Annotated in this window: 14 protein-coding genes; 12 read left to right on the top strand and 2 right to left on the bottom strand. The window is 31.4% G+C overall.

Annotated elements, in window-relative coordinates; translation table 11 throughout:
• Positions 1 to 5 precede the first annotated feature (5 nt).
• Both ACYU7A_RS01065 and fbp read right to left on the bottom strand, forming a co-directional pair.
• Positions 6 to 368, bottom strand: coding sequence for a fructose 1,6-bisphosphatase (locus ACYU7A_RS01065; protein ID WP_298116569.1), 363 nt, complete (start codon positions 366 to 368; stop codon positions 6 to 8).
• A gap of 100 nt (positions 369 to 468) precedes the next feature.
• Positions 469 to 1,479, bottom strand: a complete 1,011-nt coding sequence (gene fbp, locus ACYU7A_RS01060; protein ID WP_298306221.1) for a class 1 fructose-bisphosphatase — start codon at positions 1,477 to 1,479, stop codon at positions 469 to 471.
• Positions 1,480 to 1,614: 135 nt separating this feature from the next.
• Here fbp and ACYU7A_RS01055 point away from each other — a divergent pair, with 135 nt between their 5' ends.
• From ACYU7A_RS01055 to ACYU7A_RS01000, 12 genes are all read left to right on the top strand, one after another.
• The gene (locus ACYU7A_RS01055; protein WP_460573571.1) at positions 1,615 to 2,478 is read left to right on the top strand and encodes a M48 family metalloprotease; all 864 of its coding nucleotides are present in this window, start codon (positions 1,615 to 1,617) and stop codon (positions 2,476 to 2,478) included.
• A gap of 90 nt (positions 2,479 to 2,568) precedes the next feature.
• Positions 2,569 to 3,042, top strand: coding sequence for a GNAT family N-acetyltransferase (locus tag ACYU7A_RS01050; protein WP_460573569.1), 474 nt, complete (start codon positions 2,569 to 2,571; stop codon positions 3,040 to 3,042).
• A 44-nt stretch (positions 3,043 to 3,086) separates the two neighbouring features.
• Positions 3,087 to 4,340 (top strand): aspartate kinase, encoded by a 1,254-nt coding sequence (locus ACYU7A_RS01045; protein ID WP_460573567.1) that lies wholly within the window; start codon positions 3,087 to 3,089, stop codon positions 4,338 to 4,340.
• Between the two features lie 4 nt (positions 4,341 to 4,344).
• Positions 4,345 to 4,926: a hypothetical protein gene (locus ACYU7A_RS01040; RefSeq protein WP_460573565.1), complete on the top strand. Its 582-nt coding sequence runs from the start codon at positions 4,345 to 4,347 to the stop codon at positions 4,924 to 4,926.
• A 77-nt stretch (positions 4,927 to 5,003) separates the two neighbouring features.
• The gene (locus tag ACYU7A_RS01035) at positions 5,004 to 8,405 is read left to right on the top strand and encodes a hypothetical protein (RefSeq protein WP_460573563.1); all 3,402 of its coding nucleotides are present in this window, start codon (positions 5,004 to 5,006) and stop codon (positions 8,403 to 8,405) included.
• A gap of 100 nt (positions 8,406 to 8,505) precedes the next feature.
• A complete protein-coding gene (locus tag ACYU7A_RS01030; RefSeq protein WP_460573561.1) occupies positions 8,506 to 9,162 on the top strand; it encodes a hypothetical protein in 657 nt (218 codons plus the stop codon).
• Between the two features lie 338 nt (positions 9,163 to 9,500).
• Positions 9,501 to 10,478 carry a ribonucleotide-diphosphate reductase subunit beta gene (locus ACYU7A_RS01025; RefSeq protein WP_460573559.1) on the top strand — a complete coding sequence of 326 codons (978 nt, stop codon included), beginning with the start codon at positions 9,501 to 9,503 and terminating at the stop codon, positions 10,476 to 10,478.
• A 198-nt stretch (positions 10,479 to 10,676) separates the two neighbouring features.
• Positions 10,677 to 13,127, top strand: a complete 2,451-nt coding sequence (locus ACYU7A_RS01020) for a ribonucleoside-diphosphate reductase subunit alpha (RefSeq protein WP_460573557.1) — start codon at positions 10,677 to 10,679, stop codon at positions 13,125 to 13,127.
• An 11-nt stretch (positions 13,128 to 13,138) separates the two neighbouring features.
• Positions 13,139 to 13,633, top strand: a complete 495-nt coding sequence (locus ACYU7A_RS01015; RefSeq protein WP_460573555.1) for a TlpA family protein disulfide reductase — start codon at positions 13,139 to 13,141, stop codon at positions 13,631 to 13,633.
• Between the two features lie 106 nt (positions 13,634 to 13,739).
• Positions 13,740 to 13,958 carry a hypothetical protein gene (locus ACYU7A_RS01010; RefSeq protein ID WP_460573553.1) on the top strand — a complete coding sequence of 73 codons (219 nt, stop codon included), beginning with the start codon at positions 13,740 to 13,742 and terminating at the stop codon, positions 13,956 to 13,958.
• A gap of 5 nt (positions 13,959 to 13,963) precedes the next feature.
• Entirely contained in the window at positions 13,964 to 14,413 is a 450-nt protein-coding gene (locus ACYU7A_RS01005; RefSeq protein ID WP_460573551.1) for a GNAT family N-acetyltransferase, read from the top strand.
• 30 nt (positions 14,414 to 14,443) lie between these two features.
• A complete protein-coding gene (locus ACYU7A_RS01000) occupies positions 14,444 to 15,778 on the top strand; it encodes a deoxyguanosinetriphosphate triphosphohydrolase (protein WP_460574029.1) in 1,335 nt (444 codons plus the stop codon).
• Positions 15,779 to 15,792: the final 14 nt, after the last annotated feature.

Raw genomic sequence — 15,792 nt, 5'->3', positions numbered from 1 at the left:
ATGAATTAGTCCTTCATTATTTTTTCGCCCATAGAAACTAGAAGTGTTCCAAGTAAGTTTCTATCGACTTTTTTGTGGTTTAATTCATCCGTTTTATCATTCATACTGTTCTCTAAATCAGTAATTCTGATGTTTAAATCGGTAGCTAAATTATCGATAGTACTGTTCAACTCCTTACGAGTTTCAGCAATAAAGTCTTCTAATTCCTCTTTTCTTTTTTCAATGTGATTTTTAATCGCTTGAAATTCCTGATCAATTTGCTGAATGTTTTCACCAAAAATCAGGTTTTTGATAGCTTCCAATCTTTGAGCAGATTCTAGTGGGTTTACTGCTGGAGCTTCTGTTTCTTTTGATTGATTTTTAGACATATAAGTAAGTAGTTTTTGTTGAAAAAAATGTTTGCAAATTTAGTAATTTTTCTTTCAACTAAGCTACTTTTCAGTATTTTATGTATTTGTAGAATTTGTTCTACAAATCAGATGCTTTCATAAATTCTTCTGCCTTACTAACCATATTGTAACTTCCACAGAAAAAAGGAACTCTTTGATGTAATTCTGTTGGTTGAATTTCCATTATTCTTTGATAACCATCAATAGCTCTTCCACCTGCTTGCTCAGCAATAAAAGCCATTGGGTTACATTCATACAACAATCTAAGCTTACCATTTGGCGCTTTTGAACTTGTTGGATAAATATAAATTCCACCTTTAATCATGTTTCGATGCATATCGGAAACTAGACTTCCAATATATCTTGAAGTATAAGGTCTATCGCCTTCTTCTAATTGACAATATTTGATATAATCTTTTACACCTTGAGGAAAATGCACATAATTTCCTTCATTTATAGAATAAATAGTTCCATCTTTTGGATACTGCATATTTGGATGTGAAAGATAAAAAGTTCCTATAGCAGGGTTTAAAGTAAAACCATTTACACCATGACCAGTTGTATAAACCAACATCGTTGAAGTTCCATAAATAACATATCCTGCAGCTACTTGTTGCGTTCCTGGTTGTAAAAAATCTTCACTGGTTACTGGTGTTCCAACAGGAGTTTTTCTTCTAAAAACAGAAAAAATTGTTCCAACAGAAACGTTCACATCAATATTAGAAGAACCATCTAAAGGATCCATTAAAACCACGTATTTATTACTGTGAGAATTATCTGAACCTGCAACAGTAATGAAATCGTCATTTTCTTCTGAAGCGATTCCACACACAATTTCACGATTGATTAACGTTTGAATAAAAACTTCATTGGCATAAACATCCAATTTTTGTTGGTCTTCTCCTTGAACATTTTGTTCTCCAGCAGCTCCAACAATATCAACCAATCCAGCTTTATTTACTTTGTAGTTAACAACTTTTGCTGCCAGTCGAATTGAGTTTATAATTCTTGATAATTCTCCTGAGGAATACTGAAAAGCATTTTGATTTTCAATGATAAATTCACCTAAGGTTTTATTGCGTTCTTCCATTACGAAATCGTTGTAGTTATTTGTGCAAATATCGTTTATTTTATTAAATTTCAAATCAATTAAACGAATTAATACTACAAATTTATTATCAAACTTATTTTATCTTTGTTCATTAATTTATTAAATCATAATACAATGAAAATTAAATCATTTTTAGCAATTGCTTTGTTAGTCATTTTAAATATTTCTAAAACTAATGCTCAAATTAACTTGGGAGAAAAAGCGCTAGGAGCTTTACAAAATGGAGTTGCAAGTTTTACTTTTTCTAATGAAGATGCAGCAAAATTATCTAAAGAAGCTGTTAGAAAAATGGATTCAACAAACGTTGTTGCAGGTCCAAAAGATGGTTATACACTTAGACTAAACAGAATTTTTGGGAAACATGCAAGCGAAAACGGATTAGCATTAAACTACAAAGTATATCTAACAAAAGATGTAAATGCATTTGCAACTGCAGATGGTAGTGTTCGTGTTTATTCAGGTTTAATGGATATTATGGATGACAATCAATTGCTTGCCGTTATTGGTCACGAAATTGGTCACGTTGCCAATGAAGATACAAAAGACGCTATGAAAGCTGCGTTAAGAAAAGCTGCACTGATTGATGCAGTTTCATCACAATCTGATAAAGTTGCCAAACTAACAGACAGCCAATTAGGTCAAATTGGAAACGCAATGTTAGACAGCAAACACAGCAGAAAACAAGAATCTGAAGCAGATACTTTTTCATATGATTTTATGAAGAAACATGGTTATGATGTAAACGCAGTTGAATCAGCTTTTAACTTATTAGCCTCTCAAAGTGGTGGTGCATCAGCCGATTTTTTATCAAGAATGATGAGTTCACATCCTGACCCAAAAGAAAGAGCTGAAACTGCTAAACAGAGAGCAATTGCTGATGGGCTATACAAAGCATACGTTCAAAAACCAATAAATAATAAAGCAGTTGCAACAAAAACTACTACTAAAAAAGCAACTACTAAGAAGAAAAAGAAATAACTTCTTAAAACTGATATTTTTAAAAATTCCAAATTCCACTATTGCAGTTGGAGTTTGGAATTTGTATTTTTGGGCAATACTATTTTTACTATGATAATTAGAAAAGGAACTCCAAACGACATGCCGTCTGTTTTAGAGTTGATAAAAGAATTAGCAATTTTCGAAAAAGAACCTGATGCCGTTGTTATAAATGTCGACGATTTAATTCGTGATGGTTTTGCAGAAAACCCTTTGTTTCATACATTTGTTGCAGAAGTTAACCAAGAAATCATCGGAATTGCACTTTATTATTACAGATATTCTACTTGGAAAGGTAAAACAATTCACCTTGAAGATTTAATTGTAAAAGAAAACAAACGCGGAACCGGAGCAGGATTTGCACTTTACAGCGAAATCATAGCCCAAGGAAAACGCGATAATGTGAGAAGAATTGAATGGAATGTTCTTGATTGGAATACGCCTGCAATTGAATTTTACAAAAAAAGTGGCGCAAAAATTCTAGCTGATTGGGATGTTGTTCAAATGGATGAAAATGGAATCGATAATTTTTTAAATAAAATCTAAAAGAATAAAATCTTAATACTTAATACTAAAGTCTTAATACTAATATGAGAATATTTAAATTTGGTGGTGCATCAGTGAAAGATGCCGATGGTGTAAAAAATGTTTTTGATGTTTTACAAAAAACAGGTCATGAAGATGTGTTAATCGTAATTTCTGCAATGGGAAAAACAACCAATGCTTTGGAAATTGTAATCAAAAATTATTTTGAAAAATCTAACGAATTTCATGCATCTTTACAAGAAGTTAGAAAATACCACAACCAAATTTTATTAGACTTATTCGATGATGAAGAACATGATGTTTTCTTTGCTGTAAATAGTCATTTTGCCGATTTAGAATATTTTTTAAGAAGTAATAAATCTCCAAATTACAACTTCGTTTACGACCAAGTAATTAGTTATGGAGAAATTGTTTCAACTACTATCGTAAGCTATTATTTCAATCATCAAGGATTAAAAAACAATTGGATTGATGTTAGAAATTTCATTAAAACCGATGCCACTTATCGCGATGCCAATGTAGATTGGGAACAAACTCAAAAATTGATTTCTAAAGGAATCAAGAAAAAAGCATTAAACATTACACAAGGGTTTTTAGGTTCAGACGAAAATAACTTTACCACAACTTTAGGTCGTGAAGGTTCTGATTATACAGCTGCAATTTTTGCTTATTGCTTGAGCGCGGAAAGCGTAACCATCTGGAAAGACGTCCCTGGAGTAATGAATGCCGACCCAAGATATTTTGAAAATGCTATTCTATTAAATCAAATTTCTTATCGTGAAGCTATAGAATTAGCATTTTATGGAGCTTCTGTAATTCACCCAAAAACTTTGCAACCTTTACAGAAAAAAGAAATTCCGCTTTTTGTAAAATCCTTTATAAACCCTTTGTTACCTGGAACTTCGGTTTCTAAAGGTGCTGATTTGGAACCAAAAACTTCGTGTTTTATTGTAAAGAAAAACCAATTATTAATTTCTCTTTCCTCCATAGATTTCTCTTTTATCATGGAAGAAAATATCAGTGAAATTTTTGCGCTTTTACATAAGTATAAAATCAAAGTAAGTTTGATTCAAAACACAGCCATCAGTTTTTCTATTTGTATTGAAGATAAATTTGGGAATTTCAATGAATTGAAAACTATTCTTTCAAAGAAATTTAAAGTTTCATATAACGAAAATGTTTCGCTTTACACCATTCGTCACTTCTCTAAAGAAGCAGCAGAAATGGTAGAAAAAGACAAAACAGTTTTAGTAAAACAAATTTCAAGAGAAACCATGCAGATTGTTACTAAGGAGTAAAATTATGAATGAACAATCACCATTAATTGCTTTTTCATATCCTTACTTTCAATTAACCAAAAATTGTCTCGAAGAACTAATTAAATCAGGTAATTCGAATTACTTGAGAACAAATTTTGACGAAAATATTTCAAAAGAAGAGAGTGATTTTGCACTAAATGAAAAAACAAAATGGTCAGATTATAATGTGATTCAGCCAATCTTATTTAATTTTTATCATTCATTAGAGCTATTAATGAAAGGAATAATTGTGTTGAAACAAGAAAACCCTATAGATACTCGTCACAACTTAGAAAAACTTTTCTCAACAATTTCTGAAATCGGATTAAATTCTCCAATAATGTTAGAAAAACTAGAAAAGTATTGTTTAAATAAAAAAAATGACAACAGTCCAATTTCAAGATTTTTAAAAACTAATAATGAAACACCATCTAACTTTTTTCATTATTTAAAATATCCTGCTGATCTTAAAAATAAAACATTTAAGTATTATGATTTAAGACATTTGAATAAAGAAGGTATTGAAATGGCTAAAGAAATTATCTTTGATATTGATATCATTAGAAATGAAATTTCAAATATTTAGATTGTTTTAATACTTAAATCCAATCAACTTTTTCCAATAATAAATACTACTTTTGACATTTATGAGTTATCTTATTTATGTTAAAAAATAGTTTTTTATGGATGTTATTGTTCTGTTTTTCGGGCATTTTTGCTCAGGAAATAGAAACGCCATATAAAAACAAAAAAATAGCTTTTTCTAAAGACACCATCGCCATTGATAACGTTAGCATCAATAAATCATTCTTTAAAATTCTTAACAAACAAGGAATCGAAATCGACTCTTCCTATTATAAAGTAGATTTTCAAAACTCAAAATTGATTTTCAAAAACAATTACGTTTCTCAAGATTCATTGACCATTCGTTATTTAAAGTTTCCTGAATTTCTTACCAAAACCTATTCTATTTATGACGATAAACGAGTGGTTTCTAATGAAGCCGGAAATTTATACACCGTAAAAAGAGACAATCTAAAAACCTTCAAACCTTTTGACGGACTGAATACTTCTGGAAGTATAACTCGTGGAATTACTGTTGGTAACAATCAAAATTCAACAGTAAATTCTAATCTTGATTTGCAAATTACAGGTAAAATCTCCAATAAAGTTTCACTTCGAGCTTCTATTCAAGATAGTAATATTCCCTTGCAAGCTGGCGGCTATTCGCAAACCTTAGACGAATTTGACCAAATATTTATCGAATTATTTTCAGACAAATGGAGTATTCGCGCTGGTGATTTATTTCTTGAAAACAGACAATCTAAGTTTTTAAATTTTAACAAAAAAGTTCAAGGATTATCTTCAAAATTCACTTTTGGAACACCTCAAAATAAAACTGAAGTCTTTGCCTCTGGCGCAGTTGTTCGTGGTCAATATGCAAAAAGCAACTTTACTGGACAAGAAGGAAATCAAGGTCCATATAAATTGCGTGGTGCTAATGGAGAATTATTTGTACTAGTAATTTCGGGTTCAGAACGCGTTTTTGTAAATGGAATTTTATTAAAAAGAGGTGAAAACAACGATTACATAATCGATTATAATGCAGGAGAAATCATCTTTACTTCTCTATTTCCTATCACTTCCGAAATGCGAATTGTGATTGAATACCAATATTCTGATAGAAATTTTACTCGATTTGTAACCTATGGTGGCGCGAATCATCAAACAAAAAAATGGTCTATTGGCGGATTTTTATATTCTGAAAATGATGTAAAAAATCAACCATTGCAACAAAATTTATCTGGTGAACAAGTTGAAGTACTCAAAAATGCTGGAGATGATTCCAATTTAATGACTGCTCCATCAGCTTACGAAGATTCTTATTCTGAAAATAAAGTTTTGTATGAAAAAGTCATTATTGGTGGTGTTGAAGTTTTTCAATATTCAAATGATGCAAATGATACCTTATATAATGTACGATTTTCATTGGTTGGAAATAACTTTGGAAATTACGTTTTAGCAAACAACAATGCCGTTGGGAAAATCTACGAATATGTTGCTCCAATTGCTGGAATTCCTCAAGGAAATTACGAACCAATAACACGATTAATTGCTCCAACAAAAATTCAAATTGCAACAATTTTAGGAAGTTATAATCCAAGTGAGAAAACCGCAATTGATTTTGAACTAGGAGTTAGCAACAACGATTTAAATCTCTATTCAACCATTGACGACAATAACAACAAAGGAATTGCAACAAAAATCAACGGAAAACAACGTCTTTTTTCAGGAAAATATAATCTTGATGCTTTTGCAAATTATCAATTGGTGCAACAAAATTTCAAGACTATTGAACGATTATTCAATATAGAATTCAATCGTGATTGGAATTTAACAACCATTTCTGGTAATCAAAGTTTGTTGGTTTCAGGTTTGAATTTTGATTTTAAAACCAAAGGATTTGCCAAATATCAACTAGAAAAACTAGATTTTACCAATAATTTTTCAGGAACACGACATATTGTTCAAGGAAGTTTCAAACATAAAAAATTAGTTGTTCAGCAAAATTCTAGTTTCATGAAAAGCTCCGGGACTATTTCAAATACTGACTTTGTCCGAAATCAAACTAGAGCAAAATTACATTATAAAAAGAATTGGATTGGTGGAAGTTTTAACCTTGAAGACAATCAGGAACAATTGGTTGCCACAAATCAATTTACCACATTAAGTCAACGTTTTTCTGAATATGGAGCGTTTATTGGTCGTGGTGATAGTACAAAAGTTTACGCTGAAATTGGTTATTTGAATCGAAAAAACGACAGTTTACAATTAGGAATTTTGCAAAGAGTAAATACTTCTGATTCTTATTATTTGAAATCAAAATTAATTCAAAATAAGAAAACTAACTTATCGCTTTTTGTAAATTATCGAAGATTAAAATATACCGATGCAACTATTCCAACAGAACCATCATTGAATTCTAGATTGCTTTACAATGATAATTTTTTCAACCAGTTAATTCAAACCACAGTTGCCTACGAAACTGCTTCAGGAACCATTGCTCAGCAGGAATTCACTTATTTAGAGGTTAATCCCGGACAAGGAGTTTACATGTGGAATGATTACAACAACAACGGAATTCAAGAGCTTCAAGAGTTTGAAATCGCTGCTTTTCCAGATCAAGCAAAGTATGTTCGTGTTTTTCTTCCAAATCAAATTTTTGTAAAAACCCATCAAAATAAATTTTCACAATCGGTAACTTTAAGTCCATCCAAATGGATTAACAATAAAGGTTTCAAGAAACTACTCTCCTTTTTTTATAACCAAACTTCATTTTCATTAGACAGAAAAATCCAACGCGATAATGATAATTTTAATCTAAATCCGTTTTCAACTAGCGAAGATAATTTACTTGGACTCAATACCAATTTTAGAAATAGTTTGTTTTACAATCGAGGCAAGCAGCGTCACTCATTAACATACACTCATTTAAATGGAAGAGTAAAAACGTTGTTGTCTATCGGTTCTCAAGAAAACACAACACAGTCTAATCAGTTGCAATACGCACATTTGGTGAAAAAAAGTTGGTTATTTAATTTAGATTCTTCTGTTTCAAACTCCGAGAGTATTTCAGATAATTATGCCACACGAAACTTTGAATTGAATTCTTATGCTGTAGAACCCAAAATCTCCTATTTATTTTCGAACAATAAAAGTTTGTCGCTGTTTTATGAATACAAAAACAAAGAAAACATTATAAACTTACTCGAATCTTTAAAACAGCAACGCTTCGGAATTTCGTTTAATTATTCAAGCGACAATAAATTTACAGCCAATGGAGAATTCTCGCTTTATAACAATGAGTTCATTGGAAACGCACTTTCACCTGTTGCTTTTCAAATGCTTGAAGGATTACAACCTGGTAAAAACAGTACTTGGCGCTTACTTTTACAGAAAAATCTAACACAATATTTGGACATTAACATTAACTATCAAGGACGAAAATCTGATACTAGCAATGCTATACATACAGGAAATGTTCAATTGAGAGCATTCTTTTAGTGTAAACATAGTTCTACATCAAAAAAATAATATTGGAATAATTGTTGTTAATAATAAATTCGTTAATTTTAAACTTTAATAACCTAATTTCGAATTCACAATGAAAAAACTAATTTTATTATGCTTAGTGTTTATTTTCTCGAACACAACTTTTGCACAAGATGTAAAAGAAAAAGCATCAAAAACTAAAGCTAAAACTGAAAAAGCAGTAAAAGCTAAAAAAGAAAAAGCTGATAAACTAAAACAAGAGAAAGCTAAAGCTAAGAAAGATGCAGAAAAAGCAGCTAAAAAAACAGAAAAAGATGCTAAAGCAAAAACTTCTAAAGCTAAAAAAGAAGTAGAAGAAAAAGCAACTAAAACTACAAAAGACGCAAAAGCTAAAACTTCAAAAGCTAAAAAAGAAACAGAAGAAAAAGCTACAAAACTTAAAAAAGACGGAACTGTAGACAAACGTTTCAAAGATGCTGAGTCAAAAGCTAAAGAAACTAAAGCTTCTGCAACTGGAAAAGCGAAAGCTACTGAAGGAAAAGCAAAAGCTACTGCAAATAAAACTGCAGCTAAAGTTAAAAAAACTGCAGCTGAAGAAAAAGAAGATATGAAAGAAACTGCAGCTTCTAAAACTGCAGAGAAAAAAGTTGCTGATAAAGTAACTGGAAAATATAAAGGTAAAAAAGTATTCACTGGACCAAGAGGTGGAAAATATTACATCAATAAAAACGGAAACAAAACGTATATTGATGCTGAGCAAGAAGAGTAAATCTTTCTATTCTTAGAAAATTTAAAAATGCAACTTTCAACCTATCGAAAGTTGCATTTTTTGTTTAATTTTTTACTTAAAATTTCCTTTCAAAAACATTACGAAAACTTATCGTAAAAATTTATAAATCCCTTATTTTTAGGGGTTTTTTCATTTTTTGACGTTTGTAAACTATTGTTAAACAAATAGTTATGAAAAAGTAAAAATTAGTAGTATTCCTACACATTGTTAAAAACTAAAGCCGATTGTCAATAACTTTGACTTTCTTTTTCGTTTAAAATTATCAATCTTTGTAACAGTTGAAATAAGTTAAAAAAACCTTAATAAAAACCATAATTATGTCTTTCGTAGAACCAATCCTTCAAGAAAATAAAGATCGCTTTGTAATTTTCCCAATTAAGCATCAAGATATTTGGGAATGGTATAAAAAACAAGAAGCTTGCATTTGGACTGCTGAAGAAATTGACTTACACACCGATTTGAATGATTGGAATAATAAGTTGAATGCTGATGAAAAATACTTCATCAAACACATTCTTGCGTTCTTCGCAGCATCTGATGGAATTGTAAACGAAAATCTTGCAGAAAATTTTGTAAGTGAAGTACAATATCCTGAAGCTAAATTTTTCTACGGATTTCAATTAATGATGGAAAATATTCATAGCGAAACTTATTCGTTATTGATTGACACTTACGTAAAAGACGAAGCAGAAAAATATGAACTTTTTCATGCGATAGAAACTTTTCCTGCTATTAAAGAAAAAGCAGAATGGGCTTTAAAATGGATAGAATCAGATTCTTTTGCAGAAAGATTGATTGCTTTTGCAGCTGTAGAAGGAATTTTCTTCTCAGGTTCTTTTTGTTCAATTTTCTGGTTGAAAAAACGTGGTTTAATGCCAGGTTTAACTTTTTCTAACGAGTTAATTTCTCGTGACGAAGGAATGCATTGTGATTTTGCTGTGCATTTACACAACCACCATTTAGTAAATAAAGTTCCTAAAGCAAGAATCACAGAAATTTTAACTGACGCTTTAAACATCGAAAGAAAATTCATCACCGAATCACTTCCTGCAAGTTTGATTGGAATGAACGCGACTTTGATGACACAATATTTAGAATTTGTTACCGATAGATTATTAGTAGAATTAGGCTGCGATAGAGTTTACAACTCTTCGAATCCATTCGATTTTATGGACATGATTTCGCTTCAAGGAAAAACAAATTTCTTTGAGAAACGTGTGGCTGAATACCAAAAAGCTGGTGTAATGAATTCTGATTCTGAAGCAAGCAAAATTAGTTTCGACGCTGATTTTTAATAAAAAGTCACGGAAAAAATTAGCCACAAAGACGCCAAGACACAAAGAAAATTAAGGATTTGTAGAGTCTATAATTATATTCTTTTAAAAAACTAAAAAAAAACTTTGTGACTTATCGTCTTCGTGGCAAAACAAAAAACTATTACAAATAACCCGAAATAGCGAAGGGATTTTCTATTTCACAAAACACAAAAACTTATGTACGTAGTAAAAAGAGACGGCCACAAAGAGCCGGTAATGTTTGACAAAATCACCGATAGAATTAAAAAACTATGCTATGGTTTAAATGACAGAGTAGATGCTGTAAAAGTAGCCATGCGTGTAATTGAAGGATTGTATGATGGAGTAACTACGTCAGAATTAGATAATCTTGCAGCAGAAACAGCAGCGTCAATGACGATTTCGCATCCTGATTACGCTCAATTAGCAGCAAGAATCGCAATATCAAATTTACATAAAAACACCAACAAATCATTCTCTGAAACGATGAATGAAATGTACCATTATGTAAACCCAAGAACCAATCAAGAAGCGCCATTGCTTTCGGAAGAAGTTCACAATGTAATTCAAGAAAATGCAGAATTTTTAAATTCTCACATTATATATAACCGTGATTTTAACTACGATTATTTTGGTTTCAAAACCTTAGAGCGTTCGTATTTATTAAAAATCAACGGTAAAATTGTTGAAAGACCACAACATATGTTAATGCGTGTTTCTGTTGGAATTCACTTAAACGACCTTGAATCAGTTATTGAAACTTACGATTTAATGTCGAAAAAATTCTTTACACACGCGACACCAACATTGTTCAACGCTGGAACACCAAAACCTCAAATGTCATCTTGTTTCTTATTAACTATGAAAGATGATAGCATTGATGGAATTTACGATACGTTGAAACAAACGGCAAAAATTTCGCAATCAGCTGGTGGAATTGGATTAGCAATTCATAATGTTCGCGCAACCGGTTCCTACATTCGTGGCACAAATGGAACTTCAAACGGAATTGTTCCGATGTTGAGAGTATTCAATGATACTGCACGTTATGTAGATCAAGGTGGAGGAAAACGTAAAGGAAGTTTTGCGATTTACCTAGAAACTTGGCATGCCGATATTTTCGATTTCTTGGATTTGAAAAAAAATACAGGAAAAGAAGAAATGCGTGCTAGAGATTTATTCTTCGCCATGTGGACATCAGATTTGTTCATGAAACGTGTAGAAGCAGATTCAACTTGGACTTTAATGTGTCCAAACGAATGTCCAGGATTAGACAATGTTTATGGTGACGAATTTGAAGCATTATATACTTCGTATGAAGCACAAGGAAAAGGAAGAAAAACAGTAAAAGCACGTGAACTTTGGGAAAAAATCCTAGAATCACAAATTGAAACTGGAACACCATATATGTTATATAAAGATGCAGCGAACAGAAAATCGAACCAAAAGAATTTGGGAACTATTCGTTCGTCTAACTTGTGTACTGAAATTATGGAATATACTTCTGCAGATGAAGTTGCAGTTTGTAACTTAGCTTCTATTTCATTACCAATGTTTGTTGAAAACGGAAAATTCAATCACGAATTACTTTTCAATGTAACTAAACGTGTAACAAGAAACTTAAATAAAGTTATCGACAGAAATTACTATCCTGTAATAGAAGCTGAAAACTCTAACATGCGTCATCGTCCTGTTGGTCTTGGTGTTCAAGGTTTGGCTGATGCTTTTATTATGATGAGAATGCCTTTTACAAGTGACGAAGCAAAACAATTGAATCAAGATATTTTTGAAACATTATACTTTGCAGCAGTAACTGCTTCTATGGAATTGGCTAAACAAGAAGGACCCTATTCTTCATATGAAGGTTCGCCGATTTCTAAAGGTGAATTTCAACATAATTTATGGAATATTAAAGACGAAGAACTTTCTGGAAGATGGGATTGGGCAGGTTTGAGAAAAGAAGTTTTAGCAAATGGTGTTAGAAATTCATTGTTGGTTGCACCAATGCCAACGGCTTCAACATCACAAATTCTTGGAAACAACGAAGCTTTTGAACCTTACACTTCTAATATTTATACAAGAAGAGTACTTTCAGGAGAATTTATTGTAGTTAACAAACACTTACTAAACGATTTAGTAGAAAGAGGATTGTGGAACGAAACCTTGAAGCAAGAAATTATGCGTCACAATGGTTCGGTTCAAAAAATAGAATCAGTACCACAAGATTTGAAAGAACTTTACAAAACAGTTTGGGAAATGTCTATGAAAGACATCATCGATATGAGTCGTCAAAGAGGTTACTTTATTGACCAATCGCAATCGTTGAACTTGTTTATGCAAGATGCTAATTATGCTAAATTGACTTCGATGCATTTCTACGCATGGAAATCAGGTTTAAAAACAGGAATGTATTACTTAAGAACAAAAGCTGCGGTTGATGCCATCAAGTTTACTTTAAATAATGATAAAAAAGCCGAACCAATTGAAGTTCAAGAGCAACCTGCAGCAGAAATAAATGCTATCACTGAACCATTACAACCAATTGCAGTACTAAACGAACCGGTAGAAATGACAGCCGAAGAATACAGAGCAATGATTGAAATGGCAAAAAATGCTGGTCCGGACGACTGTGAAATGTGTGGTTCGTAAAAAACAAGTAAATGAAAAAAATCACAATTATATTATTCTTGTTTTTCAGTCTGATTTCAGAAGCTCAAGAAAAAAGACTTTGGGCAAAATCATTTCAAGATAAAGAAGCACCTGCTTTTGTTGTTGAAGAGTGGATTTCTGACAAACCTGAATTGAAAGGAAAATTTGTATTAATAGATTTTTGGGCAACTTGGTGCGGACCATGTAAAAGAGCCATTCCTGAATTAAATTCATTTCAAAAAGAATTTGAAAAAGATTTAATTGTGATAGGAATAAGTGACGAAACTAAAGAAAAGGTTTTAACTCAAATCAATCCTAAAATTGAATATTACAGCGCAATTGACACAAGTAAAAGATTAAACGATAGTTATGTTGTAAAAGGCATCCCTCATTGTGTGTTAATTGATCCAGATGGCATTGTTAGATGGGAAGGTTGGCCACAACAAAAAGGATATGAACTAACCAGCGAAGTAATTAAAGAAATTATAGCTAAATATAAAAAATAATTATAATTAATCAACTTAAACAGTCATCATTTCGATGGCTGTTTTGTTTTTTAATTATCTTTGAAATCAAATAAAAAAATAGTAGCGATACTGAAACAAGTTCAGCATGAAAGAAAAAGGAGTTTACACAGGAATTATAGAAAAAGACGAAAACGGAAATTATTTCTGTGGCGAATATTTATTAGATTATCAAATGGTTGTTAAGGATTTTAAATTAGGAGATGAAATCAATATCAAATCGGTTATTGCAAATCCGAGTGATAAAAGTTACAACCAATATCCAAAAAAATCGCGCCATTTCTTTTTAGCAAATGATAAAAAATAATTGCAATGCTTACCTTCAAAAGAACAACCTCGGATAATCCAGATTTTGAAAAACTAGTAGTTCAATTGGATGCTTATTTGGCAATTCTTGATGGTGAAGATCATGCCTTTTATTCGCAATTTAATAAATCGAGTTTATTGAAAAACGCCTTAATTGTCTATGAAAGTGAAATTCCAATTGCAATTGGTGCTTACAAAGAATATGATGCTGAAACTGCCGAAATGAAACGAATGTTTACATTACCTGAACACCGCGGAAAAGGAATTGCAACCAAAGTTTTAACGGAATTAGAAACTTGGGCAAAAGAAGAAAATTACAAAACTTCTTTATTAGAAACGGGTCATTTGCAAAAAGATGCTATCTATTTATATCAAAAATCAGGATATGAAGTCATTGAAAACTTTGGACAATATCAAGGCGTTGAAAATAGCGTTTGCATGAAAAAAAATATCTAATATCTAAAATCAAATATCTAATATTAAATGATGAACTGGGAACAACTTTTATCTTTAAAACGTCAAGGCGACAAAGGAAAACGACTACGAATAGAGCAAGACGATACACGTTTGGGTTTTGAAGTTGACTATGATAGAATTATTTTTTCATCAGCTTTTAGAAGTTTGCAAGATAAAACGCAAGTCATTCCGTTGTCAAAAACCGATTTTGTTCATACGCGATTGACACACAGTTTAGAAGTTTCAGTAGTTGGACGTTCTATTGGACGATTGGTTGGGAAAAAAATCATTGAAAAATATCCACATTTACAAGAAATACATGGTTATCAAGCTAATGATTTTGGAGCCATTGTCGCAGCAGCTTCCTTAGCTCATGATATTGGAAATCCACCATTTGGACATTCAGGTGAAAAAGCCATTGGTGAATATTTTTCTATCGGAAAAGGTCAAAAATACAAAGAACAACTTACCGATAAAGAATGGCAAGATTTAATAGATTTTGAAGGAAATGCTAACGGATTTTCTGTTTTAACAAGTTCACGACCTGGAATAGAAGGAAGCATCCGATTGACTTACGCAGTTTTAGGAGCTTTTATCAAATATCCGAAAGAAAGTTTGCCCAAAAAACCAACTTCCAATATTGCTGATAAAAAATATGGTTTCTTTCAAACCGACAAAGAATTTTTCAAAGAAGTTGCCAATGAATTGGGATTAATTGCAAACAAATCGGGGAATGACATTGGTTATGAAAGACATCCTCTCGCCTATTTGGTTGAAGCTGCCGATGATATTTGCTACACTATAATTGATTTTGAAGACGGAATAAATCTCGGATTAGTGTCAGAAGATTATGCTTTAGAATATTTAATCAAATTGGTAAAAGATACTATCGATACTAATAAATATCAAACACTTACTACAAAAGAAGATAGAATAAGCTATTTACGTGCTTTAGCTATTGGAAATCTAATTAATGATGCCGTTCGTATATTTATAGAAAATGAAGAAGCAATTCTTAAAGGCCAATTCCCATATGCATTAACAGATAAAAGTAAATACAAAGCACAAATTGATGATATTATCAAACTGAGTGTGAAAAATATTTATCAAAGTCGTGAAGTAATCGAGAAAGAACTTTCAGGCTATCAAATGATTAATAACTTATTAGACAAATTCATAACGGCATATAACAACAATTATGAGGGAAAAGCTACCAATTATGATAAACTATTATTAAAGATTTTACCGGAAAAACATCATGTTGAAAAAGAATCATTATACGAACGATTATTGCACATTTGCCATTTCATTTCTATGTTAACAGATGGTAAAGCATTGTTATATAATAAAATAATTACTGCATAAAATTTGTTAAAATT

The sequence above is a fragment of the Flavobacterium koreense genome (assembly GCF_054776075.1).
Note: the sequence above shows the minus strand (reverse complement) of the source record. Positions and strands in the feature narration are given on the sequence as shown.

Bases quoted from the DNA above. Each gene is read 5' to 3' on its own strand.
- ACYU7A_RS01065 (WP_298116569.1), bottom strand. From the start codon at position 368: ATGTCTAAAAATCAATCAAAAGAAACAGAAGCTCCAGCAGTAAACCCA.
- fbp (WP_298306221.1), bottom strand. From the start codon at position 1,479: ATGGAAGAACGCAATAAAACCTTAGGTGAATTTATCATTGAAAATCAA.
- ACYU7A_RS01055 (WP_460573571.1), top strand. From the start codon at position 1,615: ATGAAAATTAAATCATTTTTAGCAATTGCTTTGTTAGTCATTTTAAAT.
- ACYU7A_RS01050 (WP_460573569.1), top strand. From the start codon at position 2,569: ATGATAATTAGAAAAGGAACTCCAAACGACATGCCGTCTGTTTTAGAG.
- ACYU7A_RS01045 (WP_460573567.1), top strand. From the start codon at position 3,087: ATGAGAATATTTAAATTTGGTGGTGCATCAGTGAAAGATGCCGATGGT.
- ACYU7A_RS01040 (WP_460573565.1), top strand. From the start codon at position 4,345: ATGAATGAACAATCACCATTAATTGCTTTTTCATATCCTTACTTTCAA.
- ACYU7A_RS01035 (WP_460573563.1), top strand. From the start codon at position 5,004: ATGTTAAAAAATAGTTTTTTATGGATGTTATTGTTCTGTTTTTCGGGC.
- ACYU7A_RS01030 (WP_460573561.1), top strand. From the start codon at position 8,506: ATGAAAAAACTAATTTTATTATGCTTAGTGTTTATTTTCTCGAACACA.
- ACYU7A_RS01025 (WP_460573559.1), top strand. From the start codon at position 9,501: ATGTCTTTCGTAGAACCAATCCTTCAAGAAAATAAAGATCGCTTTGTA.
- ACYU7A_RS01020 (WP_460573557.1), top strand. From the start codon at position 10,677: ATGTACGTAGTAAAAAGAGACGGCCACAAAGAGCCGGTAATGTTTGAC.
- ACYU7A_RS01015 (WP_460573555.1), top strand. From the start codon at position 13,139: ATGAAAAAAATCACAATTATATTATTCTTGTTTTTCAGTCTGATTTCA.
- ACYU7A_RS01010 (WP_460573553.1), top strand. From the start codon at position 13,740: ATGAAAGAAAAAGGAGTTTACACAGGAATTATAGAAAAAGACGAAAAC.
- ACYU7A_RS01005 (WP_460573551.1), top strand. From the start codon at position 13,964: ATGCTTACCTTCAAAAGAACAACCTCGGATAATCCAGATTTTGAAAAA.
- ACYU7A_RS01000 (WP_460574029.1), top strand. From the start codon at position 14,444: ATGAACTGGGAACAACTTTTATCTTTAAAACGTCAAGGCGACAAAGGA.